This is a genomic window from Actinomadura chokoriensis, from assembly GCF_039529475.1.
Taxonomy (GTDB): Bacteria; Actinomycetota; Actinomycetes; order Streptosporangiales; family Streptosporangiaceae; genus Spirillospora; species Spirillospora bangladeshensis.
Genome location: NZ_BAAAMW010000024.1, coordinates 104,078 through 128,381, shown reverse-complemented (window position 1 = coordinate 128,381; position 24,304 = coordinate 104,078). Strand labels below are relative to the sequence as shown.

Below are 24,304 nucleotides of genomic sequence, written 5' to 3'. Positions count from 1 at the left end.
GGCCGGGCCGCGGCAGGCCGACCGCAGGCGCCGCCGGGCCCCGGCCGCCGCGCGCGCCTCGCCGGCGCGGCTGCCGGCGACCGTGGCGCCCTGCTGGACGAGCGGGGCGAGCATCTCCGCGAGCATCCAGGGCCGCTGCCGGGGCGTGGGCGCGTCGAGCTTGAGGTCGTGCATCGCGCGGTCGCCGTGGCGGCGCAGGTAGGCGCGGGCCTCGGCGGCCAGGTGCGAGCCGTGCCGGCCCGCCGCGATGTCGTCCCATACGGCGCGCAGGGCGGCTCCGCCGTCCGCCCCGGCGGGGTCGGCGGCGAGCAGCGCGGCCTTCAGGTCCGGGACCGCGGCGGCGTGCTCGGCGAGGGCGAGGGCGGCGCGCGCGGCGGCGAGCGAGCGGTTCTCGCGGCCGCCGCACAGCAGGCCGGCGAGCATCTCGGGGCCGGCGCCCGCCCAGCGGCGCAGCAGGGCGGTGCCGGCGCGCAGGGCGAGCAGGCCGTAGACGCTGTTCGCGAGCGTGACGCCCCAGCGCACCGACGCCTCCGCCCACACCCGCCGGTAGAGGGCGATCAGCTCCTCGGGCGGCCGCTCGGCGAGCGGCCGGGCGGCCGGGTCGTGGACCTCGTCCATCACGCCGTCCCACCAGCGCAGGAAGCGCGCGGTGGCGCGCGGGTGCCCGGCGGCGCGCAGGGCGACGGCGGGCAGGGCCGCGGCGGCCCGGACCCGCGACCGGTGCCGCGCCGCGCGGGCATCGCCCGTGATGCCCATGCCGTCCTCCCATTCGGCGCGGATCAGGTCGAACACCGGCAGCCGGCCGTGCAGCTCCTGCCAGTCGTCCAGCCGGTAGTAGACGCGGCCGTCGAGGTGCCCGACCATGCGCGGCAGCCGGTGCGCGTCCGCGCGGAGCCGCCGCGCGGGCACGCCCATCCGCCGGTACAGGTCGATGAAGGCCAGCTCGTAGAACATGCGCGCCTGGGAGTAGGTGAGCGCGCCCGAGACTCCCGGGAAGCTCTCGGTGATGTTGTGGTTCCCCCAGTGGACGCGGGGCCCGTCGTCCCGCGCGCTCTCCGCGAGCGGACGCGCCTGGAGCAGGTGGAGGGCGCCGTCCGCAGTGAAGGCGCCCTCGATGTCCTGCGGCCGGCCGAAGTGCTCCTCCACCCGGGCGGCCAGGCCGGCCACCTGCTGCGCCTCGTCGTCGGTCAGCACGGGGGCGCCGCCGAGCCTCTCCGGCACCTCGGCCACCCTCGGGTCCGTCCCGCCGTCCGCGGGCGGCCCGACCATGCGCCGCTTGGTCACGACCTCGGCCCGGACGGTGCCCGTCACCGGGTCGACGAAGTAATGGTCGATGTCGGCCCTCTCCTGGACGACGCCCTCACCGATCCCGTACGCGGCGGCGATGATGTGGTGCCGCGTCCCGTCGCGGGGGTCGCGGGTGAAGGCGACGAACGAGCGGGTCCCCGGCACCATGCGCTGGACGCCGACCGCGACCCGCGCGGCGGTGGGGTCGAGCCCCTTGTGGACCCGGTAGCGGACCGCCCCGGGCTTGAACGCCGACGCCCAGCAGCGCGCCACCGCCTCCAGCAGTCCGTCCCGCCGGACGTACAGGAAGCTGTCGCTCATCCCGGCGAACGGGTCGTCCGCGGAGTCCTCTCCCCCGCCGTCGCGTCCCGGCACCACGCACGCGCGCACGGCCGCCGTGCCGCCGGGGCCGATGCGGTCGTCGAAGGCGTCCAGCAGCCCGGCGGCGAGGTCCCCGCCCGGGACGGCCTTCGCCAGCGCCGACGCCGCCGAGGCGCACCAGTCGGCGGCTGGCGCGGCCGAGGGCGGCGGGAGGGGCAGCGCGCCGAGCGCCCGGTCGAACTCGCCCGCCGGCAGGCAGAACAGGTCGGGGACGGGGAGCCCCGCCGCGCGCAGCGCCTCCAGCCGCGCGAACTTGTGCCCGATCTCGCTCATCGCCACCACACTCCCGGCAGCACGCGCGGCCTCCCGGCGGCGTACTGCGCATAGCCCGGAACGCCGAGGAGCGCCCGTTCCTCCACCCGGATCCGCCAGGCCACGGCGCCCGCCAGCAGGATCAGCGCCGCGACGGTCACCGGATGGGGGAAGAACGCGGTGAAGCCGAGGTTGGCGAGCAGCATCCCCGCGTACGCCGGATGCCGGACGACCCCGTACGGCCCGCCGGTGACGACCCGGTGGCCGTCCTGGCGCATCACGTGGTGCGAGTAGAACCGGCCGAGCGCGCGGATCGCGGCCTGCCGCACCGCGACGCCGGCGGCGAACACGGCGCACGGGACGAGCAGCCACGGCGTCCAGCGGTCCCAGGGCAGCGGCCGCAGCGACGCGCCGGCGACGAGCAGGACGCGGGCCAGCGCGTACGGGAGCAGCGTGCGCGTGTCGGCGGGCGGGGCGGGCGAGCGGCGGAAGGTGACCGGGGCCTCCAGGACCAGCCAGCCGAGGTAGGCCGCCAGCAGTCCCGCCGCGAGCGCCCCCGCCGCGCCGTCCCGCCGCGCGTGCAGGACGATCCCGCAGGCCAGGACCCCGGCGCCCAGCATGAACAGCAGGCGCGGGGCGAGCGTCACGAACCTCATCGCGGCGTTCACCGCGCCCGGGTGCGCGCGTACTGCTCGGGGTCCACGGCGTACGCCTCGTAGGTGAGCGAGCCGAGATCGGCGCCGCCGGAGGCGTCCGCGAGGATCGCGGCGCAGCGGGAGCGGCGGCCGGGCGCGCGGGCGGTGAGCCAGCGCAGCACGAGCGGCACGTCGCGGCCGACGCGGTACGGGACGTCCAGCCGCAGCATCACCCACAGCAGCGTCGCGTCCATGGGGCGGCCGTGGACCTCGTGCTCCAGCATCGTGGCGAACTGCCGGCCCGCCTCCACGATCTCCACGGGCCCGCGCGGCTCGCCGGGACGCGCCCCCTCCGGCTGCAGGACCGCGCACTCGACCACGCCCCGGCCGCGCCGCACCGGCGCGCCGACCAGGACGTTGCCGGGACGCCGCCGGTGCACGAGGCGGGCGGGGGCCGGCCGCGCCGGGGCCGGCGGGCGGGGCGCGCCCGGCGGCACCGCCGGGCCGGCGTCGGCGAACGCGATGGAGCCGCCGCACACCTCCCGGCCGGACTGCCGCGCGGCGACCGTCCAGGCGCGGTTGCGGCCGGGGACGGGGCGGCAGGACAGCGTGGTGCCGCGGTCCAGCTCGCAGAACCGGGTGAAGTCGAGCCCGGCGACGACCCGCGCCGGCCGCCGGCCGCCCGCCCGCAGCCCGTCGGCGCGGGCGGCCAGCTCCAGCAGGCCGCTGAACAGCAGCATGCCCGGCACGTGGTCGAGCGGGTGGTCGAAGTAGAAGGGATCGGACTCGTCGACGACCAGCTCGCGGAATCGCTCGATAACGGACGCGGTCATGGACGCTCCCTCCAATTAACGGCCCCGGGCGCCCTTCCGGAGAAGGGCGGATATACCGACCGGACGGGCGTCATCTTGCTACAGAAATGGGCGTCTCTGAACTGCACCCCTGGGCAGTCCGGGGCCTGCCGGGCTGCCCAGTCCGGCAACCGGCCGTCCGCCGGGAGGCCCGCGCGCACGGCCGTCCCGGCCTGGAAACCGCATGTCAGCGTCCGCTTGCACGGCGGGGCGCGGCGGCCGGGAGGGCCGACCGCGCACGTCATCCGGCCGCAATGCGGACCGATAGGCGCGCGTTTCGGCGCGCCGGCCGGAGCGATTTAGCGCGCCGGTCGCACAAGATATATTTTCACAATTTCGTTCAAATTAGGACGGATACACCGCGCCCTGTGAGGTTGCCCACACAATAATTGGCAGAAAGCGGCCATGCGGCGGGGCCCGGCCCGGCGGTCCCGCTCGTCCGCCGGACCGGGCCCCGTCCCCCGATCCGCCCCGCTCCCCCCGGGCGGGGCGCGTCCGCCGTCAGGCGGGCACGTGCGCCTTGTCGCGCGTCCAGTGCCGGTGCGCCGCGACGGCCTCGATCAGCCTGGCGGGGAGCTCCTCCCGCGCGGCCGGCCCCTCGCCGGTGACGACCCCGCCGTCGCTGACGACGTTCCCGTCGGCGAACTCGACGGTCGTGATCCCGGCGCGCTCCAGCAGCCCGATGCCGGCGTCGAGGGCGCCGACCGCCTTGCAGTGGACGAACGCCTCGGCGACGAAGTGCACGGCGTCGCCGTCCTGCGCGAGGGTCTGGACGCTCTCCTCGCCGCCCGGCACGAACACCGCGTCGTAGAGGACGGACGCGACGGTCGGCATGGCCCGGGTGACCTCGACCTGCCCGCCGCCGGCCGCCTGGACGCGCCCGTCCCTCGCGGCGAGGACGTCGCAGACCGCGCCCGCCCCGGTGAGCGCGTCCGCGACCGCGGCGACCGCGCCCGCGTCGACGCCGTCCGCGACCAGGATCGCGATCTTGCGGCCCTGGACCGAGTCGGTCGGCGCGTTGGCCTGGCTCAGCGCGGGCGAGCTCCGGCCGTGGTTGGCGGTCACGGCCGCCTCCGGCGGCGCCACGCCGATGCCCTCGGCGACCCGCACGGCGAGCTCGTGGTCGACGTGGTTGAGGTGCGCGACGACGCCCTCCCGGACGTGCATGTGGTCGCACTTGCCGAGCTCGAACCGGAACGCGCCGACGATGTGCTCCTTCTCCCAGTCGGCCATGCTGTTCCAGAACAGCGTCGCCTGGGAGTAGTGGTCGGCGAAGCTCTCGCTCCGCTTGCGGATCTTGGTGCCGTCCACCCGCTCCTGGTAGTGGCCGAACGAGCCCGCGCCGCCGACCGCCGGGCAGCCGCCCGACAGCGAGTTCTTGTGGTAGCTCGCCTGCGCCGGGTGGACGTCCATCTGGTGGTAGCCGTCGCGGTGGTGGTTGCGGACCGGCGCGATCGGCCGGTTGACCGGGATCTGCGGGAAGTTCGGGCCGCCGAGCCGGATCAGCTGCGTGTCCAGGTAGGAGAACAGCCGCCCCTGCAGCAGCGGGTCGTTGGTGAAGTCGATGCCGGGCACGACGTTGCCGATGTGGAAGGCGACCTGCTCGGTCTCGGCGAAGAAGTTCTCCGGGTTGCGGTCCAGCACCATCGTGCCGACCGGCCGCACCGGGACCTCCTCCTCCGGGATGATCTTGGTCGCGTCGAGCAGGTCGAACCCGAACCTGTGCTCGTCCTCCTCCGGCACCAGCTGGACCCCGAACTCGTACTCGGGGAAGTCGCCGTCGTTGATCCGGTCCCACAGGTCGCGCCGGTTGAAGTCGGGGTCCTTGCCGCCGATCTTCTGGGTCTCGTCCCAGGCGAGCGAGTGGGTGCCGAGCTTCGGCTTCCAGTGGAACTTCACGAACGTCCCGCGGCCCTCGGCGTTGACGAGGCGGAACGTGTGGACGCCGAACCCCTGCATCATCGCGTAGCTGCGCGGGATCGCCCGGTCCGACATCAGCCACATCATCATGTGCATGGTCTCGGGCTGGAGCTGGACGAAGTCCCACAGCGTGTCGTGCGCCGACTGCGCCTGCGGGATCTCGTTCATCGGCTCCGGCTTCACCGCGTGGACGAAATCGGGGAACTTGATGCCGTCCTGGATGAAGAACACCGGCATGTTGTTGCCGACGAGGTCGAAGTTCCCCTGCCGCGTGTAGAACTTCGTCGCGAAGCCGCGGACGTCCCGGACGGTGTCGGCCGAGCCGCGCGATCCGGCGACGGTGGAGAACCGCACGAACACCGGCGTCGTCAGCGAGGTGTCGGTGAGGAACTCGGCGCTGGTGTACTCGGCGAGCGACTCGTGCAGCGTGAAATGCCCGTAGGCGCCGGAGCCGCGCGCGTGCACCACCCGCTCGGGAATCCGCTCGTGGTCGAAATGCGTGATCTTCTCGCGCAGATGGAAGTCCTCCAGCAGCGACGGGCCGCGCTCGCCCGCGGAAAGCGAGTTGTCGGTGTCGTCGACCCGGAGTCCCTGATCGGTGGTGAGCTCCGTTCCCTCGGGGCTCACCCGCCTGCCGGCCATCTGCTCCTGTTTCGGATCCTCGCGTCCGGCGGGATCGGCCATCATGCAACTCCCTCAACGGTGAATGGGCATGCCCGGCGGCTACCCGGCGCTCGGGCCGGTATGCGCTGTTTGACGGGAACTTGAGCCGGGTGGGGCGTTTCCGTTCCGCGCGGTCCTCCTTGTCAGCGCGCTGACAAACGGCGCCCGGCACGGTGAAGGCGGCTGAGTGTCGCCCGCCGCGCGGCGTGCCTAGGTTGAGACGACCGGGCGGCCGCCCGGGGAGCGCTTTCGCGAAAGGCGATCGGGAGGTGGCACCGTGACCGCGGCGTACGAGGACGCGCACTCCGGATCACCGGTCCTGGAGGGCCTGACGGAGGAGCCGTGGCGGGACGTCCCGGCGGAGGAGGCGCGCTGGATGCGGCCCCGCCTGCCGGACCTGCTCGGCGTGATGGTGAAGGGCGTGCTGCGGCACGTCCCCGAGTACGACCGGCCGGGCGACGCGGCCTACTGGCGGGTGGCCGAGGCCGCCGTCGCGCACGCGATGGAGCACTTCGTGCACATGATCGCCGACCCGGACGCCTCGTGGAAGGAGGTGTACCAGGTCTTCTTCGACGTCGGCTACGGCGAGGCCGTCGAGGGCCGCAGCCTGGAGCACCTGCAGAACGCGATGCGGGTCGGGTCGCGGATCGCCTGGCGGCACCTCGCCGTCGAGGCCGAGCGGCTCGGCCGCCCCCGCGCGCTGATCAGCCTGCTCGCCGAGGCGAACTTCGCCTACCTGGACGCGCTGGCGTCCGCGGCGGCGCACGGCTACGCGCGGGCCAGGGAGAAGGCGGCCGGGGAGCGCGAGCAGCGCCGCGGCCGGCTGCTGTCGCTGCTGCTGTCGGACCCGCCGGCCCCGCCCGAGGTCGCCCGCGAGCAGTCCGCGCGGGCCGGCTGGCCGCTGCCGCGGCGCCTCGCGGTGATCGTGCTGCGGCCCCGGCCGGGCAGCGGCGGCGAGGGCCCGGCCGGGCTGCCGCCGTCCCTGCTGAGCGGGCTGGACCACGGCCGCCCCTGCCTGGTCATGCCCGACCCCGACGGCCCCGGGCGGATCGAGGAGCTGACCGCGACGCTCGCCGGCTGGACCGGCGCGATCGGCCCGTCGGTCCCGGTGGAGCAGGCCGGGACGTCGCTGCTGTGGGCGCGGCGCGCGCTCGACCTCGCGCCCGCCGCGCCGGCCGGCCGGGGGGCGCGGCGCGGCGGGGTGCTGGTCCGGGCCGAGGAGCACCTGCCGGGCCTGCTGCTGCGCGAGGGCGCGACGCTCGCCGCGATCGTGGCGGCCCGGCGGCTCGCCCCGCTGGACGAGGCCGGGACGCGCCAGGGCGTCCGGCTCGCGGTGACGCTGCTGGAGTGCATGAAGCACGGCTTCAACGCCACCGGCGCCGCCGAGGTCCTGTGCGTGCACCCGCAGACCGTCCGCTACCGGCTGGGGCAGCTCCACGAGATGTTCGACTTCGACATCGAGGACCCGGAGATCCGGCTGGAGATGATGCTGCTCCTGCACACCTGGATCCAGCGCCGCGGCGGCTGATCCCGGCACGCCCTCCTCCCCGTGTCCCGTCCATGGACGTCCCGGGAATCCGCTACGGTCGGGATCGCCGCGCAGGCGAGGGGCGCCGCGCAGGCCAGGGGAAGGAAGACACAGAGCACATGGCCGAGAAGGTCATTCGCGTGGACGACATCGACGGCTCCGAAGGCGACGATGTCGTAAAGCGAGACTTCGAAGTCTTGGGTCGGACGTTCACGATCGACTTGAGCGATGACAACTACAAGCGGCTGAACGAGATGCTGGACGCGCTCGCGCCCTTCATCGAGAACGCCGCCGAGGTGAAGGCCGCCGGGAAGGGCCGCAAGTCCCGCACCGCGAAGATCAAGGGCTACACGAACGGCGATGTCCGCGAGTGGGCATTGCGTCAGGACATCGAAGTCTCCGAACGTGGCAAGATATCGGATGAGGTCTATGCTGCATTCATCGAGGCACATCCGGACGCCAAGCCGGACGCATAGCTAGAGGGAGTCCCCGCATGGCACAGAAGGTCGAAGTCCTTCTCGTGGACGACATCGACGGCGGAGAGGCTGACGAGACCGTCAGCTTTTCCCTCGATGGCACCGCATATGAGATCGACCTGAGCAAGAAGAACGCCGCCAAGCTGCGCAACGGCCTGGAGCCGTTCGTGGCGAGCGCCCGCAAGGCGCGCAAGCCCGCCGGCCGCACCGGCCGCGGGTCGCGCACCGCCGGCAGCCGCGAGCGCTCCGCCGAGATTCGCGAGTGGGCGAAGAACCGCGGCATCAAGGTCAATGAGCGGGGGCGTATCCCCGCCAATGTGATCGAGCAGTACGAGGCCGCGCACTAGCGGCCGCGCGGCCGGCGGCGTTCCGGCACGGCACCGAGGGGCCGGGGTGGAATTCTCACACCCCGGCCCCTTACGTGCGCACCGGGCAAATCGCTATTAGGAGATAATGCCCGGTAATGGTGTGAGACACCGCAATAGCGACGGCGGGCAACGGCGAGGAGGGCGGGCCGGTTGGCACCTGTGAGGCGGCGGGACCGGATGCGGTACTGGTTCGACCGGACGATGTCGAAAGGGACGCCCGCGCTCATCGGCTGGCTGGGCCTCGCCTCGGTGGCGCTGGTGGTCGTGGTGGCGACCGCGGCCGTCGTGCTCGCGCCGCGCGACAGCGAGGAGAACGGCGACTGGACCGGGATGGTGTGGCGCAGCCTGCTGCGCACGCTGGACCCGGGGACGATGGGCGACGACACCGGCACGGGGCCGTTCCTCGCGCTGATGCTGGTCTCCACCATCGGCGGGATCTTCATCGTCAGCTCGCTGATCGGTGTGCTCACCACCGGTCTGGAGGCCAAGATCGGGGAGCTGCGCAAGGGCCGGTCGCGGATCGTCGAGCACGGCCACACCGTGCTGCTCGGCTGGTCCGACCAGGTCTTCACGGTGGTCGCCGAGCTGGTCGAGGCCAACCAGAGCCGGCGCCGGTCGTGCGTGGCGATCCTCGCCGACCGCGACAAGGTCGAGATGGAGGACGCGATCCGCGCCCGGGTCGGCGACCTCGGCCGCACCCGGATCGTGTGCCGCACCGGCGACCCGCTGAAGGTCGCCGACGTGGAGCTGGTCAGCCCCGGCACCGCGCGGTCCATCCTCATCGTGACGCCGGAGCTGGCCGACGCCGACACCCGCGTCATCAAGGTGCTGCTGGCGCTCGGCGCCCGCAACTGGGGCGAGCAGGGCCCGCACGTCGTCGCCGCGGTGCACGACTCGGCGAACCTGCCCGCCGCCCGGCTGGCGGGCGGCGAGCGCGCGCACGTCATCGACGCCGACGACGTCGCGATCCGGCTGATCGTGCAGTCGCACCGCCAGTCGGGCCTCTCCCAGGTCTGCACCGAGCTGCTCGACTTCGTCGGCCACGAGTTCTACATGCGGCCCGAGCCGTCCCTCGCGGGCCGGCCGTTCGGGGAGTCGCTGTCGGCCTACGACCTCGGCGTCCCCGGCGGGCTGCGGCGCGCCGACGGGACGGTGCTGCTCAACCCGCCGATGGACACCGTGCTCCGCGCCGACGACGAGGTCATCATCCTGGCCGAGGACGACCTGCTGATCAGGCTCGCGAGCGGCCCGCCCCCGCCCGTCCGGGAGGAGGCGATCAGCACGGCGGTCGCGCGCGAGCCGGTGCCCGAGCGGACGCTGATGCTCGGCTGGAACCACCGCGCCCCGAAGATCATCGAGCTGCTGGACGAGTTCCTCGCCGCCGGGTCGGAGCTGGTGGTGGCCGCGCCGCGGGAGGACCCCACCGCCGGCCTCCCGGCGCCCGCCAACCTCAAGATCGACTTCATCCGGGCGGAGCCCACCGAGCGGCCGTCCCTGGAGTCCCTCGACGTGGGCGCCTACCAGAAGGTCATCGTGCTGTCGGACGCCGGCCACGACCCCGACCACGCCGACGCCCGCACCCTGGTGACGCTGCTGCACCTCCGCGACATGGAGGACGCCCTGAGCGCCCCCGGAAGCGCCCCCGGCGACCCTTTCGCCATCGTGAGCGAGATCAACGACGACGCCAACCGCGAGATCGCCCAGGTCACCAAGGCCGACGACTTCATCGTCAGCGAGAAGCTCATCAGCCTGATGCTGACCCAGCTGAGCGAGAACCGGCACCTGTACGACGTCTTCGTGGACCTGCTCGACCCGGCCGGCTCGGAGATCTACCTCAAGCCCGCATGCGACTACCTGGTGCCGGGCGCGGAGGCGAACTTCGCGACGCTGATCGAGTCGGCGCGGCGGCGCGGCGAGGTGGCGCTCGGCTACCGGCTGACCGCGCGGTTCCACGAGCCGCCCGGCTACGGCGTGATCCTCAACCCGGACAAGGCGGCGCCGCTGACGCTGGCGGCCGACGACCGCGTCATCGTGCTCGCCGAGAACTGACCTCCGGCCCGGTGAAGGGCGGGCCGAGGCCGTGCCCGGCCCGCAGCGCGCTCGTCACGCACGCGCGCAGCGCGGTCTCGGCGCGGTGCGCGTCCTCGGCGAGGCCGCAGATCTCCGCGCCCGCGATCTCGTCCCCGACGGTGCTCGCCAGGAGGTCGCGGTAGCGGGCGTTCTGCTCGGGCAGGGCCTGCACCACCCGCGACTCGTGGTAGGCGTCGTCGGCCTCGGCGGCGCACCGCGCGTACGCCTCCAGCGCCTCGATCCGCCCGGTGACCGAGCGGACCGACAGCTCCAGCGCGCGGTCCTGCGGCTCCAGCAGCGCCCGGACGCGCGGCGAGAGCCGCTCCGGCTGCTGGGCGGCGCGCTCCCGGCGCAGCCGCGTGTGCTCGGCGAGCGCGCTCGCGATCGACCACTCCTGCCGGGGCAGGACGACGGTGTTGTTGACGGCGTCCAGCAGCCCGGCGCCGTGCGCCTGCGACCCGAGGACGGCGTCGATGGCGCGCTGCGCGCGGACGAGCAGCCCGGCGGCGGGCCCGTCGAAGTCCGCGGGCAGCAGGTAGCGGCCGTGGTGCTCGCGGGCGGCGCGGGCGGCGGCGGGCTCCCGGACGTGCCGCAGCGCGCCGAGGACCCAGCCGGTGAAGCTCGCGGCGGCGAGGACGACGGCGGCCTCGGGCCGGCCGAGCAGCAGCAGGAGGATCTGCACGGCGGGCGTGAGCATCATCGCGAGCACGGGCAGCCGGCCCCAGTGCGCCGCGCCGCCCAGCAGCTCGTCCTCGTCCAGCGAGCCGAGGAAGCAGACCCGCAGCCAGCCGCCGGGCAGGACGCCGTAGAAGACCGCGAAGGCGGGGATCCACAGCAGCCGCGCGAGGACCGTGGCGGCGCGCAGCCGCGGCGCCGGGGGCGCCGGCGCGCACGCCGCGGCGAGCCGTCCGGGCTCCGCCGCGAGCAGCGCGCGGTCGTCGCCGCCGAGGGCGGGATCGAACACCGGACGGGGACGGTGCCGTTCGTTCATCGCCTGCTCCCCACCGCGTCATGACCCACGGCCCGCGGCGCCCCCTCGCGCCGGTGGCCGCGGCCGCGTTGTGGCCGTGCCAGGGTTCATTCCACGCAGAGCGGTCGATAACCGTGCCGGAATCGGGAGAGACACCGTCCCGCCGGGGTAAGCAGGATCTTGAACGGCGGCCCCCGGCGCGGGGGCCGGCGCGGTGCGCGGCGGAGGGAGTGCGGGTGAACGGCGCGCTGGGGCTGCTGGCCGTCCTGGTGCTGACGGCCGCGACCGGCTACTTCGTGGCGCAGGAGTTCGCGTTCGTCACCGCGGACCGGCCGGTCCTCGACCAGTGGGCGGCCGAGGGCGACCGGGCGTCGGCGCGGGCGGTGCGGGTGATGGGGCGGCTGTCGTTCATGCTGTCCGGCGCCCAGCTGGGCATCACGGTCACCGCGCTGGTCGTGGGGTTCATCGCGAAGCCGGCGCTCGCCGATCTGCTCGACCCGGCGGTCCGCGCCGCCGGCGTCCCGGACGCGGCGGCCGCCGGGGTGGCGGTCGCGGTCGGGTTCGCCCTCGCCACCGTGGTCCAGATGGTGCTGGGCGAGCTGTTCCCCAAGAACTTCGCGCTGGCGCGGGCGGAGCCGCTGGCCCGCGCGCTGGCCGCGTCCACCCTGGTGTACCTGGCGGTGGCGGGGCCGCTGATCAGGCTGTTCGACGCGTCCGCGAACCGGCTGGTGCGCGCGGTCGGCATCGAGCCGGTGGAGGAGCTGCACCACGGCGCGACGCTGGAGGAGCTCGGGCACATCATCGGCGAGTCCGGCGAGCAGCTGCCGGAAGGGCAGGTCGACCTGCTGGAGCGCGCCCTGGTCTTCGCCGAGCGCGACGCGGCGGAGGTGATGGTGCCCCGGGTGGACGTGGTGACCGTGGCGGCGTCCGCGCGCGCGGACGAGCTGAGCGAGGTCGTCTCCGCGAGCGGGCACACCCGCTACCCGGTCCTCGGCGCGGGCGTGGACGACGTCGTCGGCGTCGTCGGGCTGGCGGAGCTGATCACGCTGGACCCGGACGCGGCCGGGCGGACCCCGGTCGGGGAGATCGCACGGCCGCCGCTGCTGCTGCCGTCGTCGCTGCCGCTGCCGGACGTGGTGCGGCGGCTGCAGGGCGCCGGCGAGCCGATGGCCTGCGTGGTGGACGAGTACGGCGGCTTCGCCGGCATCGTGACCTGGGAGGACGTCGCCGAGGAGCTGGTCGGGGAGATCGCCGACGAGAACGAGCCGGGCGAGGAGCTCGCGATCCGCAGCGGCGAGTGGTGGACGACCGACGCCGGGCTGCGGATGGACGAGGTCGCCCACGAGACCGGGGTCCAGCTGCCCGACGGCGACTACGAGACCGTGGCGGGGCTGCTGCTGAAGCGGCTCGGCCGGGTCGCGCGGCCCGGCGACGTGGTGCGCGTCGACATCCCCCCGGAGCGGCTGGACGAACCGCCCCGCACGGCCGTGATCGAGGTCCTGACGATCCACCGGCACGTGCCCGAGCTGATCCGCGTCCGCACCGTCGACACCGCCCGGGAGGACCGGTGAGCCCCGCCCTCGGCGCGCTCGTCACGCTGGCGCTGCTGGCCGGCAACGGCTTCTTCGTCGCCACCGAGTTCTCCCTGGTCGCGGCGCGGCGGCCGCGGCTGGAGCGCGCGGCGGCGCGCGGCGGGCGGGCCGCGGGCGCCGCCGTCGCCGGGATCGACGAGCTGTCGCTGACGCTCGCGGGCGCGCAGCTCGGCATCACGATGTGCTCGCTCGGCCTCGGCCTCGTGTCCGAGCCGGTGTTCGCGGGGGCGCTGACCCCGCTGTTCCACTCCGCCGGGCTGCCCGGCGGGGCCGCGCACGCGGTCGCGTTCGTGCTGGCCCTGGCGCTGGTGACGTTCCTGCACATGGTCGTCGGCGAGATGGCGCCGAAGTCGTGGGCGATCGCCGACCCGGAGCGCTCCGCGACCGTGCTGGCGCTGCCGTTCCGCGCGTTCGCGACCGTCTCCCGGCCGGCGCTGGCGGCCCTGAACGGCGCGACGAACCTGCTGCTGCGCGCCGTGGGCGTCCGGCCCGCCGAGTCGCGGGAGGTGGCGCGGACCCCGGAGCAGCTGCGCAGCATCGCGCAGGAGTCGCGGCGGCTCGGGCTGATCGCCGAGAACGAGCTGACGCTGCTCACCACCGCGCTGGACGCGCCGCGCGCGCCGCTGGCGGGCCTCGTCGTCCCGGTCTCCGACATCGTGTCGGTGCCGGCGACGGCGTCCCCGCAGGAGGTCGTCGACACGGCCGCGCGCACCGGCCACACCCGGCTCATGCTGCGCGGCGCGGGCCGTCCGGGCGCGGCCCGCATGGTGCACGTCCGCGACGCCTACCTGGCCCGGGCGCGGGGCAGCGCGCGGCCGGCCGGGGAACTGGCACACCCGGTCCCGGCGATGCCGGTCGGCACCCCGGTCGGCGAGGCCGTCGCGATCCTGAAGTCGCACCACAGCCACCTGGGCCTGGCCATCGCCCCGGACGGCGGCATCGCCGGCCTGGTCAGCCTGGACGACCTGCTCACCACGCTGCTGACCGTCCGCTGAACCCGAAGGGTGTCAACATCGGTTGACATGCCCGCGATGTCAACCTACATTGACGGCATGAGCGATGGAGTACAGCTCGCCCAGGAGGCGAGCAGCCGGGATCCGGCGGTGGGCCTGCGGGCCGTGCGCGCGCTGCGCGAGCTGGCCGAGCGGCTGGAGGCGCTGCAGGTCGCCAGCGCCCGCGACCAGGGCTGGTCCTGGCAGGAGATCGCGGTCTGCCTCGGCGTGAGCCGGCAGGCCGTCCACAAGAAGCACGGCGGCGGGCGCCGCATTCTCAAAAAGGAGCAGTGAGGGATGTTCGAGCGTTTCACCGAGAGCGCGCGGCGGGCGGTCACCGGCGCCCAGGCGGAGGCGCGGGAGCTGGGCGCGCCCTTCATCGGCACCGAGCACCTGCTGCTCGCCCTGCTGGCGGGCGGCGACGCCGCGGCGCGGACCCTCGCCGAGCACGGACTGAAGGCGGCCGACCTGCGCGCCCGCCTGGCCGTCATGGGCCGGACGCCGCTCGACGCCGACGCGCTGAAGAGCATCGGCATCGACCTGGACGCCGTCCGCGAGGCCACGGAGCAGAGCTTCGGCGAAGGCGCTCTGGACTTCCCCGCGTCCAAGCGCGCCGGGACGCGCGGGCACATCCCGTTCACCCCGAGGGCGAAGAAGTCACTGGAGCTCAGCCTGCGGCACGCGATCCGCCTCAAGCAGAAGCACATCGCGAGCGGGCACATCCTGCTCGGCGTGCTGCACGACAAGGAGTTCATGGCCGTACGGCTGGTGACCGCGGCCGGAGTGGACGCCGGCGAGCTGCGCGCCGGCATCGAGCGGCTGCTCACCTCCGAGGCCGCCTGATCAGCGGCCGAACTGGTCGGTGAGGACGGCGACGCAGGCGCGCCGGCGCAGCGGGTCGTGCGGGTAGCGCCGCCGGCACTCCGCGGCGATCCAGGCCGGGGACGCCGGACGCGCGGTGCGCGTCTTGTGCTTCGCGGGCGGGCGGGGGCGCGGCCTGCGCGGGACGGCCGGGCGGGGATGCGCGGGCTTCCGTGCGGAGGGCGGGCGGCGGGGCGTCCGCTGCTCCGAATGCGCGGCGGACGCCACGCCCTTCGGCTCGGGTCGTCCCGTGGACGGCGCGGGCGGCGTGGCGGACGGTGACGGCGTGGCGGCGTCCGGCGTCACGGTCCGGACGGGAGCCGTCCGCGTCGTCCCGTAGCCGATGCCGAGGACCAGACCGGCACTCAGGACGAGGGCGAGCACGGGCACGAGCGGCGACCGGAGCGCACGGCGCCGGGGCGGGCTCGGCTCGGCGCGGGTGAATCCGGCGGGCGGGAGACTTGACGAGAGACGCACACTCCGATCGTCACGCTCAGCACCCACGCGGACACGGAGAATGCCCGACCGTTGCCACCTTGATACACGGGCCGGGCCGGCACGCGGGGGTCTAGTCGGCCTGGGTGACGGTGAAGCGGCGCACGCGAAGCGACGGGTTCTTCTCCCGGACGGCCGCCACCCGCTCGGACGAGACCTCCCCGCACGCGATGCCCGGCCCCTCCCCCAGCCCCGCGATGACGACGCCCATCGGGTCGACGATGACGCTGTTGCCGGCGCCCGTCGGGGCGCACTGGTCGGCCGCGGCCACGTAGATCGTGTTCTCGATCGCGCGGGCCCGGACCAGCGTCCGCCAGTGGTCCTCCTTGAGCGGGCCCGGCACCCACTCGGCGGGCAGCGCCAGGACGTCGGCGCCGGCGTCCACGATCCGCCGCGTCACCTCGGGGAACCGGACGTCGTAGCAGGTCTGCATGCCGAACGTGACGCCGTCGGCGGTGAACGTGCCCGGCGGGCCGATCTCGCCCGCCTGGACGATGTCGGACTCCCGGTACCCGAACGCGTCGTACAGGTGGAGCTTGCGGTACTCGGCGACGATCTCCCCGGCGGGGCTCACGGCGACGAGCGTGTTGGAGATGCGGGACGTCGAGCGGAGCTCGTCCGCTGAATGGCGGTGGGCGGGGGCTGGAGGACGGGACGAGTCGGCCAGGCGCTCGTTCATCCCGGCGACGAGGTGCACGCCGTGCCGCTTCGCCAGGTCGCCGAGGCCGCCCGTGAACGGCCCGTCCAGCGGCTCGGCGGAGTCGACGAACCGGCCGTCCATCCGCGGCGCGGTGAACATGGCGAACTCGGGGAACACCACGACCCGCGCGCCGCGCGCCGCCGCCTCCGCGGCGAGCTCGCCGATCGCCGCGAGGTTCTCGTCCTTGTTGACACCGGGCGCGAACTGCGCCACCGCGACCTGCACCATCTGCGGCCTCCCCTACATCCGGTCGACGCCGGTCACCCGGATCACGGCCTCGCCCTCCTGGTCGGAGCCGGCGAGGTCGACCTCGGCGCTGATGCCCCAGTCGTGATGCCCCTCCGGGTCGTCGAACACCTGCCGGACCCGCCACAGCGCGTCCTCGGGGACCTCCTCGATCTGCAGCAGCTTCGGCCCGCGCGCGTCGGGGCCGGTGAGCAGCTCCTCGTGCTCGGCGAAGTAGCCGTCCATGGCGTCCTCCCAGGCCTCGGCGCCGAAGTCGGGGTCCAGGCCGGCCAGGTCGGCGTACCGCTCCAGCGCGGCCAGCTCCACCCGCCGGAACATCGCGTTGCGGACCAGCACCCGGAACGCGCGCGGGTTCGCGGTGACCCGGGTGACGCGCTCCTCGATCGGCTCGTCCACGTCCTCGTCGGTTGGGTTCGCGAGCTGCTCCCACTCGTCCAGCAGGCTGGAGTCGACCTGCCGGACCAGCTCGCCCAGCCACTCGATCAGGTCGATCAGGTCGTCGGTCTTGATCGACTCCGGGACGGTCTGCTGCAGCGCCTTGTACGCCCCCGACAGGTACCGCAGGACGAGGCCCTCGGTCCGCGCCAGCTCGTAGTACCCGATGTACTCGGTGAACGTCATCGCCCGCTCGTACATGTCGCGCACGATCGACTTGGGGCGCAGCGGATGGTCGCCGACCCACGGGTGCCCGGCCCGGTAGATCTCGTAGGCGGCGTCGAGCTCGTCCTCCAGCGGCTTCGGGTGGTCGACCTCCTGGAGCAGCTCCATCCGCTCCTCGTACTCGATGCCCTCGGCCTTCATCTCCTGGACGGCCTCGCCCCGCGCCTTGTTGACCTGCGCCGCGAGGATCTGCCGCGGGTCCTCCAGCGTCGCCTCGATCACCGACAGGACGTCCAGCGCGTAGGACGGCGACGCCGGGTCGAGCACCTCGAACGCCGCCAGCGCGAACGTCGACAGCGCCTGGTTGAGCGCGAAGTCCTCCTGGAGGTCGACGGTGATCCGCGCGTACCGCCCGAGGTCGTCGGGCTCCGGCAGCACCTCCACGACGCCGCCGGCGAGCAGCGACCGGTAGATGGCGATCGCCCGCGAGATGTGCCGCCGCCGCGCCGCCGGCTCCTCGTGGTTGTCGGTCAGCAGCCGCTTCATCGCCTGGAACGCGTTGCCCGGCCGGGCGATCACCGACAGCAGCATCGCGTGGCTGACCTGGAACCGGGACCGGAGCATCTCCGGCTCGGCCTCCTGCAGCTTCGCGAAGACGTCCTCGTCCCAGCCGACGAACCCCTCGGGCGGCTTCTTGCGCTGCACCTTGCGCCGCTTCTTCGGGTCGTCGCCCGCCTTGGCGAGCGCCTTCTCGTTCTCCACCACGTGCTCGGGCGCCTGCGCGACCACGAACCCGACGGTGTCGAACCCGGCCCGCCCGGCGCGCCCGGCGATCTGGTGGAACTCCCGCGCCCGCAGCCGCCGCACCCGGTGCCCGTCGTACTTGCTCAGCGCGGTGAAGACGACGGTCCGGATCGGGACGTTCACCCCGACGCCCAGGGTGTCGGTCCCGCAGATGACCTTGAGCAGCCCGGCCTGCGCGAGCCGCTCCACGAGCCGCCGGTACTTGGGCAGCATCCCCGCGTGGTGCACGCCGATGCCGTGCCGCACGAACCGGGAGAGGTTGCGGCCGAACTTCGTGGTGAAGCGGAAGTTGCCGATCAGCTCGGCGATCCGCGCCTTCTCCGCCTTCGTGCACACGTTGATGCTCATCAGCGACTGCGCCCGCTCGATCGCCGCCGCCTGCGTGAAGTGCACCAGGTAGATCGGCGCCTTCTGCTCGGCCAGCAGCTCCTCGATCGTCTCGTGCAGCGGCGTCACCCGGTAGTCGTAGATCAGCGGGACGGGCCGCTCCGCCGAGGTGACCAGGGCCGTCGGCCGCCCCGTCCGCCGGGTGAGGTCCTTCTGGAAGAACGCGACGTCCCCCAGGGTGGCCGACATCAGCAGGAACTGCGCCTGCGGCAGCTCCAGCAGCGGGATCTGCCACGCCCACCCCCGCTCGGGCTCGGCGTAGAAGTGGAACTCGTCCATGACCACGACGCCGATGTCGGCGTCGGCGCCGTCGCGCAGCGCGATGTTCGCGAGCACCTCCGCCGTGCAGCAGATGATCGGCGCGTCGGAGTTCACGCTCGCGTCGCCGGTCATCATCCCGACGTTGTCGCGCCCGAACATCTCGCACAGGTCGAAGAACTTCTCCGACACCAGCGCCTTGATCGGCGCCGTGTAGAAGCCGACCTGGTCCTTGCCGAGCGCCGCGAACAGCGCCCCCGCCGCCACCAGGCTCTTGCCCGACCCGGTCGGCGTCGAAAGGATCACATTCGCCCCGGACACGACCTCGATGAGCGCTTCCTCCTGCGCGGGATACAGCGTGATCCCGCGCCCCGACACCCACCGCTCGAACCCTTCGAACAGCGAATCGGCGTCGGCGTCGTTTCCGGAGGGAAGCTCATCGATAAGACTCACTCCTCCATCCTGCCCCTTCTCACGAGCGCCCGTGCCACCGAACCCGCGGCGGGGACGGGGCGCCCGCGGTACGGCGTCAGACCAGGGAGTGGCCGTGCCCGGCCGCGAGCGGCTTGAGGTCCGGCTCGCCGAACACCGCGCGCATGGCCGTGAACGCCGCGGCCTTCTCGTCCCCGAACCGCCGCACATGGACGGCATAGGTCTCCGCGGACACGAACGCGGGCGGATTGGTCTTGCTGTGGAACTTGTCGGCGTACATGACGAGCCGCTCCTCGCCGCTCTCGGCCACATAGTCGCCGGGAGGCACGGGCAGGCCCTGCCGCTCGATGTCGTCCCGTGTCAGCCCCATTCCGGTATGGCAGGAGCAGAAACGGCAGATCTCCTCGGGGAACCCCTCCTCGCGCAGCAACTCGTGCCCGAGCACTCCGTGCCGCACGTACTGCTGGAAATCGATTCTCCCGGTCTCGTCGTACAGCCGGTAGACGCCGATGTCGTGCAGCAGGCACCCGGCCCGCACGAGGTCCCGGTCGACGCCGGGCCCGGTGCGCTCCATGATCTGCTCGGCGATCTCGCACACGATGACGCAGTGCGTCCAGACGAGCTCGAACGCCTCCCGGCCCGGCGCGTGCTCGCGGTGCAGCGCCTGAATCTCCTCGTCCGCCGGAATCCGCATCCCGCGAGTCTATTGACCGCCCCCTGACGCGCGCGTGCCCCCGGAAGCACTCTCCCGGGGGCACGCCCGGCCCCGAGCGGGTACCGGCAGGGTGGTGAGGCTCAGGCGGTCACTTCGGTCCGGTCGGCGCCCCAGAGGGTGTGGAAGGAGCCCTCCCGGTCGACGCGGCGGTAGGTGTGCGCGCCGAAGAAGTCGCGCTGGCCCTGGGTGAGCGCGGCCGGCAGGCGGTCGGCGCGCAGCGAGTCGTAGTAGGCCAGGGCGGTGGAGAAGCCGGGCGCGGGGATGCCGAGGCGGGCGGCGGTCGCGACCACGTCGCGCCAGGCGTCCTGGGCGTCGCCGACGGCCTCGGCGAAGTGGTCGTCGGTCAGCAGGGTGGGCGTGCCCGGGTCGGCCTCGTAGGCGGCGCGGATGCGGTCCAGGAACTGGGCGCGGATGATGCAGCCGCCGCGCCAGATGGTGGCCATCGCGCCGAGGTCGATGTCCCAGCCGTACTCGGCGCTGCCCGCCTGGATCTCGTGGAAGCCCTGCGCGTAGGCGACGATCTTGGACGCGTACAGGGCCTTCTCCACGGCGTCGGCGAAACCGGAGCCGGCGGCGGCGCCGCGGGACGGGCCCGGCAGGTTCCGGGCGGCCTCGCGGAGCGCGGCGTGGCCGGAGACCGAGCGGGCGAAGACCGCCTCGGCGATGCCGCCGACGGGGACGCCCAGGTCGAGGGCGGTCTGCACGGTCCAGCGGCCGGTGCCCTTCTGCTCGGCCTGGTCGAGGATGACGTCCACGAACGGCCTGCCGGTGGACGCGTCGGTGTGCGCGAGGACCTCGGCGGTGATCTCGATGAGGTAGGACTCCAGCCGGCCGGTGTTCCAGGTGCGGAACACCTCGGCGATCTCGGCGGGCGCGAGGCCGGCGGCGTGCCGCAGCAGGTCGTAGGCCTCGGCGATCAGCTGCATGTCGGCGTACTCGATGCCGTTGTGCACCATCTTCACGAAGTGCCCGGCGCCGTCGGGGCCGACGTGGACGCAGCAGGGCGTCCCGTCCACCTTGGCGGAGATGTCCTCCAGGAGCGGGCCGAGCGCCGCGTAGGACTCGGCCGACCCGCCCGGCATGATGCTCGGGCCGTGCAGCGCGCCCTCCTCGCCGCCGGAGATGCCGGTGCCGACGAAGTGCAGGCCGCGCTCGCGGAGCGCGGCCTCCCGGCGCCGGGTGTCGGCGAAGTTGGCGTTGCCGCCGTCCACGATCATGTCGCCGGGCTCCAGCAGCGGGGCGAACTCGTCGATGACCGCGTCGGTCGGGGCGCCCGCCTTCACCATGATCACGAGGCGCCGGGGCCGCTCGAGCGATGCGACGAACTGCTCCGGTGTCTCGGCGGGCAGGAACGTCCCCTCGTCGCCGAACTCCTCCACCAGCGCCTTGGTCCGGCTGGACGTGCGGTTGTGGACGGCGACGGGATGCCCGTGCCGGGCGAGGTTGCGGGCCAGGTTCCGCCCCATCACCGCCAGCCCGGTGACACCGATTCGCGCCTTGTCCATTGGCTCACTCCTCCTCGTGTGCGACCCTGACCAAGGGGTTGTACGCGGGGCATGATCCCTTTGTTCGAGCGCCGGGGCCGGTGTGGCCGTGCTCGGCGCGGGAACGGGTCGCGCGGTAACGATCATCGACAACCTTCACTTCGATGGTGACATTCCAGGGGGTGCGGATGCTGGGACTGCCGGACGAGGCGGCGGCGTGTCTCTTCGATCTCGACGGGGTGCTGACCCGGACGGCGTCCGTCCACGCGGCGGCATGGAAGGAGATGTTCGACGGCTACCTGAGGGAACGTTCCGAGCGGACGGGCGGGACGTTCACCGAGTTCGATCCCGTCGGCGACTACGGCCGCTACGTGGACGGCAAGAAGCGCGAGGACGGGACGCGCTCGTTCCTCCACTCGCGCGGCATCACGCTGCCCGAGGGCGACCCGGACGACCCGCCGGAGGCCGAGACGGTCCGCGGCCTCGGGAACCGGAAGAACGCGCTGGTGCTGAAGCTGATCGAGGAGAAGGGCGTCGAGACGTTCGACGACTCGATCGACTACGTCCGCGCGGCGCGGAAGGCGGGGCTGAAGACGGCGGTGGTGTCGTCGAGCGCCAACACCGTCCAGGTGCTGCGCACGGTCGGCATCACCGACCTGTTCGACGCGCGCGTCGACGGCGTCGTCGCGGCCGACCGGCACCTGCCGGGCAAGCCGGCCCCGGACATGTTCCTCGCGGGCGCGCAGGAGCTGGACGTCCCGCCGGCCAAGGCGGTCGTGTTCGAGGACGCGCTCGCCGGCGTCCAGGCCGGCCGCGCCGGCGGTTTCGCCTACGTGGTGGGCGTGAACCGGGTCGGCGACGCGCACGCGAAGGCGCTCGCCGAGCACGGTGCGGACGTGGTGGTCGACGACCTGTCCGAGCTGCTGGAGGACGCGTGAAGGAGCGGGAGAGCGCCGTCGACCGGCCGGTGTTCCTGGTGGAGCCCTGGTGCGTGCGGGAGCCCGAGCTGCGACTGGACCGGCTGGCGCAGAGCGAGTCGGTGTTCGCGCTGTCCAACGGGCATCTCGGCATGCGCGCCAACCTCGACGAGGGCGAGCCGCACGGCCTGCCGGGCACGTACCTGAACTCGTTCTACGAGCAGCGTCCGCTGCCGCACGCCGAGACGGCCTACGGCTACCCCGAGTCGGGGCAGACGGTCATCAACGTCACCAACGGCAAGGTGATCCGGCTGCTGGTGGACGACGAGCCGCTCGACGTGCGCTACGGCCGCGTCCACCACCACGAGCGGGTGCTGGACATGCGGGCGGGCACGCTGACCCGGCAGGTGGAGTGGACGTCCCCCGCCGACAAGACGATCAAGGTGACGTCGGTGCGGCTGGTGTCGCTGACCCAGCGGGCGATCGCGGCGATCTGCTACGAGGTCGAGCCGGTGGGCAGCGCGGTCCGGGTGGTCGCCCAGTCCGAGCTGGTGGCCAACGAGGCACTGCCCGGCGGCGGCAAGGACCCGCGCGCGTCGGCGATCCTGGACAGCCCCCTCGTCAGCGAGGAGCACTTCGCCAACGGCACGAAGGTGCTGCTGCTGCACCGGACGCGCCGCAGCGGGCTGCGGATGGGCGCCGGCATGTCGCACGACATCGAGGGCCCCGAGTCGATGCGGGTGGAGACCGAGAGCGCCCCGGACGTGGGGCGGCTGACGGTCGCGACCCGGCTGGAGCCGGGGCAGAAGCTCCGGCTCGTCAAGTACATCGCCTACGGGTGGTCGAGCCGGCGGTCCCGGCCCGCGCTGCACGACCAGGTGGTCGGGGCGCTGGCGGGCGCGCGGCAGACCGGCTGGGACGGCCTGCTCGCCGAGCAGCGCGAGTACCTCGACGAGTTCTGGGAGGGCGCGGACGTCGAGGTCGAGGGCGACGCGGAGATCCAGCAGGCCGTCCGGTTCGGGCTGTTCCACATCCTGCAGGCGGGCGCGCGCGCGGAGCGCCGCATGATCCCCGCCAAGGGGCTGACGGGGCCCGGCTACGACGGGCACACGTTCTGGGACACCGAGACGTTCGTCCTGCCCGTGCTGACCTACACCTCCCCCGGCGCGGCCAAGGACGCGCTCGCCTGGCGGCACATGACGCTGCCGCTGGCCTGCGAGCGCGCCCGGCAGCTCGGCCTGCACGGCGCCACGTTCCCGTGGCGGACGATCCGCGGCCAGGAGTGCTCGGGCTACTGGCCCGCCGGGACCGCGGCGTTCCACATCAACGCCGACATCTCCGACGCCATCCTCCGCTACCTCGACGCGACGCAGGACGAGCAGTTCGAGCGGGAGATCGGCCTGGAGATCCTGGTGCAGACGGCGCGGCTGTGGCGGAGCCTCGGCCACCACGACGTCGGCGGCGTGTTCCGCATCGACGGCGTCACCGGCCCGGACGAGTACAGCGCGATCGTCGACAACAACGTCTACACCAACCTGATGGCGCGCCGGAACCTGCAGGAGGCCGCCGAGATGGCGATGCGCCACCCGGACATCGCCGCGCGGCTCGCGGTGAACGCCGAGGAGGCGGCGTCGTGGCGGGACGCGGCGGCGGCGATGCTGATCCCCTACGACGAGCGGCTCGGCGTGCACCCGCAGAGCGAGAGCTTCACCAACCACGCCCGCTGGGACTTCGCCGCGACCAAGCCCGACCACTACCCGCTGCTGCTGAACTTCCCCTACTTCGACCTCTACCGCAAGCAGGTCGTCAAGCAGGCCGACCTCGTCCTCGCCCTGCACCTGTGCGGGGAGGCGTTCACCGACGAGCAGAAGGAGCGCAACTTCGCCTACTACGAGGGGCTGACCGTCCGGGACTCCTCGCTGTCGGCGCAGACGCAGGCGGTCGTCGGCGCCGAGGTCGGCCAGCTCGACCTCGCGCACGACTACCTCGGCGAGACCGCGCTGATGGACCTGCACGACCTGAACCACAACACCCGCGACGGGCTGCACATCGCCTCGATGGCGGGGGCGTGGAGCGGGCTCGTCGCCGGGTTCGGCGGGATGCGGGCCTCCCGGGGCGAGCTGCGGTTCGCGCCGCGGCTGCCCGGCGGGATCAGCCGGCTGGCGTTCCGGATGCGCTACCGGGGCAGCCTGATCAAGGTCGGGGTGTCCGCGGAGGAGGCCCGCTACGAGCTGCTGGACGGCCCGGGCCTCAACCTGTGGCACCACGGCGAGAAGTTCACGCTCGGCGACGACGCGCCGGTGGAGCTGCCGATCGAGCCGATCCAGGCGCGTCCGGCGCCGACCCAGCCGCCGGGGCGCGAGCCGGCGCCGCGCCGCTTCGAGCCGCACATCCGGGGCCCGCTCCGCCGCTAGCGGCGG

The 24,304-nt window shown here is 73.6% G+C and carries 20 protein-coding genes; 10 read left to right on the top strand and 10 right to left on the bottom strand.

The window, feature by feature from the left end; genetic code table 11:
• The 4 genes from ABFX46_RS35400 to ABFX46_RS35385 all read right to left on the bottom strand — a co-directional run.
• The coding region (locus ABFX46_RS35400) for a PEP/pyruvate-binding domain-containing protein (protein ID WP_346048313.1) at positions 1-1,941 on the bottom strand (1,941 nt) is incomplete at its 3' end.
• Positions 1,938-2,576, bottom strand: a complete 639-nt coding sequence (locus tag ABFX46_RS35395; protein WP_346048312.1) for a methyltransferase family protein — start codon at positions 2,574-2,576, stop codon at positions 1,938-1,940. The genes ABFX46_RS35400 and ABFX46_RS35395, both read right to left, overlap by 4 nt.
• Positions 2,577-2,584: 8 nt before the next feature.
• Entirely contained in the window at positions 2,585-3,388 is an 804-nt protein-coding gene (locus tag ABFX46_RS35390; RefSeq protein ID WP_346048311.1) for an AfsA-related hotdog domain-containing protein, read from the bottom strand.
• Positions 3,389-3,907: 519 nt separating this feature from the next.
• Positions 3,908-6,013 (bottom strand): catalase, encoded by a 2,106-nt coding sequence (locus tag ABFX46_RS35385; RefSeq protein ID WP_428831344.1) that lies wholly within the window; start codon positions 6,011-6,013, stop codon positions 3,908-3,910.
• 253 nt (positions 6,014-6,266) lie between these two features.
• Between ABFX46_RS35385 and ABFX46_RS35380 the strand changes: the two genes are divergently transcribed.
• The 4 genes from ABFX46_RS35380 to ABFX46_RS35365 all read left to right on the top strand — a co-directional run bounded on the left by ABFX46_RS35380 (position 6,267) and on the right by ABFX46_RS35365 (position 10,410).
• Positions 6,267-7,517, top strand: a complete 1,251-nt coding sequence (locus tag ABFX46_RS35380) for a PucR family transcriptional regulator (protein ID WP_346048310.1) — start codon at positions 6,267-6,269, stop codon at positions 7,515-7,517.
• A 119-nt stretch (positions 7,518-7,636) separates the two neighbouring features.
• Positions 7,637-7,993: a histone-like nucleoid-structuring protein Lsr2 gene (locus ABFX46_RS35375; protein ID WP_131942284.1), complete on the top strand. Its 357-nt coding sequence runs from the start codon at positions 7,637-7,639 to the stop codon at positions 7,991-7,993.
• Positions 7,994-8,010: 17 nt separating this feature from the next.
• Positions 8,011-8,340 (top strand): histone-like nucleoid-structuring protein Lsr2, encoded by a 330-nt coding sequence (locus ABFX46_RS35370; RefSeq protein ID WP_163060796.1) that lies wholly within the window; start codon positions 8,011-8,013, stop codon positions 8,338-8,340.
• Between the two features lie 171 nt (positions 8,341-8,511).
• Positions 8,512-10,410, top strand: a complete 1,899-nt coding sequence (locus ABFX46_RS35365; protein ID WP_428831343.1) for a CASTOR/POLLUX-related putative ion channel — start codon at positions 8,512-8,514, stop codon at positions 10,408-10,410.
• On the opposite strand, the gene ABFX46_RS35360 is transcribed toward ABFX46_RS35365, so the two are convergent.
• Positions 10,388-11,422: a hypothetical protein gene (locus tag ABFX46_RS35360; protein ID WP_346048308.1), complete on the bottom strand. Its 1,035-nt coding sequence runs from the start codon at positions 11,420-11,422 to the stop codon at positions 10,388-10,390. The genes ABFX46_RS35365 and ABFX46_RS35360 overlap by 23 nt on opposite strands.
• Positions 11,423-11,637: 215 nt before the next feature.
• On the opposite strand from ABFX46_RS35360, the gene ABFX46_RS35355 reads away from it, so the two are divergent.
• The 4 genes from ABFX46_RS35355 to ABFX46_RS35340 are packed head-to-tail and all read left to right on the top strand — an operon-like array spanning position 11,638 to position 14,828.
• A complete protein-coding gene (locus ABFX46_RS35355; RefSeq protein WP_346048307.1) occupies positions 11,638-12,972 on the top strand; it encodes a hemolysin family protein in 1,335 nt (444 codons plus the stop codon).
• The gene (locus ABFX46_RS35350) at positions 12,969-13,988 is read left to right on the top strand and encodes a hemolysin family protein (protein WP_346048306.1); all 1,020 of its coding nucleotides are present in this window, start codon (positions 12,969-12,971) and stop codon (positions 13,986-13,988) included. Before ABFX46_RS35355 ends, ABFX46_RS35350 begins: the two co-directional genes overlap by 4 nt.
• 57 nt (positions 13,989-14,045) lie before the next feature.
• The gene (locus tag ABFX46_RS35345; protein WP_346048304.1) at positions 14,046-14,279 is read left to right on the top strand and encodes a helix-turn-helix domain-containing protein; all 234 of its coding nucleotides are present in this window, start codon (positions 14,046-14,048) and stop codon (positions 14,277-14,279) included.
• Positions 14,280-14,282: 3 nt separating this feature from the next.
• The gene (locus tag ABFX46_RS35340) at positions 14,283-14,828 is read left to right on the top strand and encodes a Clp protease N-terminal domain-containing protein (RefSeq protein WP_346048303.1); all 546 of its coding nucleotides are present in this window, start codon (positions 14,283-14,285) and stop codon (positions 14,826-14,828) included.
• Here the strand turns inward: ABFX46_RS35340 and ABFX46_RS35335 are convergent, their stop codons facing one another.
• The 5 genes from ABFX46_RS35335 to gndA form a co-directional block, all read right to left on the bottom strand.
• A complete protein-coding gene (locus ABFX46_RS35335; protein WP_346048302.1) occupies positions 14,829-15,323 on the bottom strand; it encodes a hypothetical protein in 495 nt (164 codons plus the stop codon).
• Between the two features lie 91 nt (positions 15,324-15,414).
• Positions 15,415-16,269, bottom strand: a complete 855-nt coding sequence (locus ABFX46_RS35330) for a carbon-nitrogen hydrolase family protein (RefSeq protein WP_346048301.1) — start codon at positions 16,267-16,269, stop codon at positions 15,415-15,417.
• A 12-nt stretch (positions 16,270-16,281) separates the two neighbouring features.
• Positions 16,282-18,789 carry a DEAD/DEAH box helicase gene (locus tag ABFX46_RS35325; protein ID WP_346048300.1) on the bottom strand — a complete coding sequence of 836 codons (2,508 nt, stop codon included), beginning with the start codon at positions 18,787-18,789 and terminating at the stop codon, positions 16,282-16,284.
• Positions 18,790-18,865: 76 nt separating this feature from the next.
• Positions 18,866-19,462, bottom strand: a complete 597-nt coding sequence (locus ABFX46_RS35320; RefSeq protein WP_346048299.1) for an HD domain-containing protein — start codon at positions 19,460-19,462, stop codon at positions 18,866-18,868.
• Positions 19,463-19,563: 101 nt separating this feature from the next.
• Positions 19,564-20,988, bottom strand: a complete 1,425-nt coding sequence (gene gndA / locus ABFX46_RS35315) for an NADP-dependent phosphogluconate dehydrogenase (RefSeq protein ID WP_346048298.1) — start codon at positions 20,986-20,988, stop codon at positions 19,564-19,566.
• A gap of 143 nt (positions 20,989-21,131) precedes the next feature.
• Between gndA and ABFX46_RS35310 the strand changes: the two genes are divergently transcribed.
• Positions 21,132-21,905 (top strand): HAD family hydrolase, encoded by a 774-nt coding sequence (locus ABFX46_RS35310; protein ID WP_346048297.1) that lies wholly within the window; start codon positions 21,132-21,134, stop codon positions 21,903-21,905.
• The gene (locus ABFX46_RS35305; RefSeq protein WP_346048296.1) at positions 21,902-24,298 is read left to right on the top strand and encodes a glycoside hydrolase family 65 protein; all 2,397 of its coding nucleotides are present in this window, start codon (positions 21,902-21,904) and stop codon (positions 24,296-24,298) included. The genes ABFX46_RS35310 and ABFX46_RS35305 overlap by 4 nt, the downstream gene beginning before the upstream one ends.
• The last annotated feature ends 6 nt before the right edge of the window (positions 24,299-24,304 follow it).

Excerpts from the sequence above, each read along its gene's own strand:
- ABFX46_RS35395 (WP_346048312.1), bottom strand. The coding sequence starts at position 2,576 with ATGAGGTTCGTGACGCTCGCCCCGCGCCTGCTGTTCATGCTGGGCGCC.
- ABFX46_RS35390 (WP_346048311.1), bottom strand. The coding sequence starts at position 3,388 with ATGACCGCGTCCGTTATCGAGCGATTCCGCGAGCTGGTCGTCGACGAG.
- ABFX46_RS35330 (WP_346048301.1), bottom strand. The coding sequence starts at position 16,269 with ATGGTGCAGGTCGCGGTGGCGCAGTTCGCGCCCGGTGTCAACAAGGAC.
- ABFX46_RS35345 (WP_346048304.1), top strand. The coding sequence starts at position 14,046 with ATGAGCGATGGAGTACAGCTCGCCCAGGAGGCGAGCAGCCGGGATCCG.
- ABFX46_RS35340 (WP_346048303.1), top strand. The coding sequence starts at position 14,283 with ATGTTCGAGCGTTTCACCGAGAGCGCGCGGCGGGCGGTCACCGGCGCC.
- ABFX46_RS35310 (WP_346048297.1), top strand. The coding sequence starts at position 21,132 with ATGGTGACATTCCAGGGGGTGCGGATGCTGGGACTGCCGGACGAGGCG.
- ABFX46_RS35385 (WP_428831344.1), bottom strand. The coding sequence starts at position 6,013 with ATGATGGCCGATCCCGCCGGACGCGAGGATCCGAAACAGGAGCAGATG.
- ABFX46_RS35360 (WP_346048308.1), bottom strand. The coding sequence starts at position 11,422 with ATGAACGAACGGCACCGTCCCCGTCCGGTGTTCGATCCCGCCCTCGGC.
- ABFX46_RS35320 (WP_346048299.1), bottom strand. The coding sequence starts at position 19,462 with ATGCGGATTCCGGCGGACGAGGAGATTCAGGCGCTGCACCGCGAGCAC.
- ABFX46_RS35370 (WP_163060796.1), top strand. The coding sequence starts at position 8,011 with ATGGCACAGAAGGTCGAAGTCCTTCTCGTGGACGACATCGACGGCGGA.
- gndA (WP_346048298.1), bottom strand. The coding sequence starts at position 20,988 with ATGGACAAGGCGCGAATCGGTGTCACCGGGCTGGCGGTGATGGGGCGG.
- ABFX46_RS35375 (WP_131942284.1), top strand. The coding sequence starts at position 7,637 with ATGGCCGAGAAGGTCATTCGCGTGGACGACATCGACGGCTCCGAAGGC.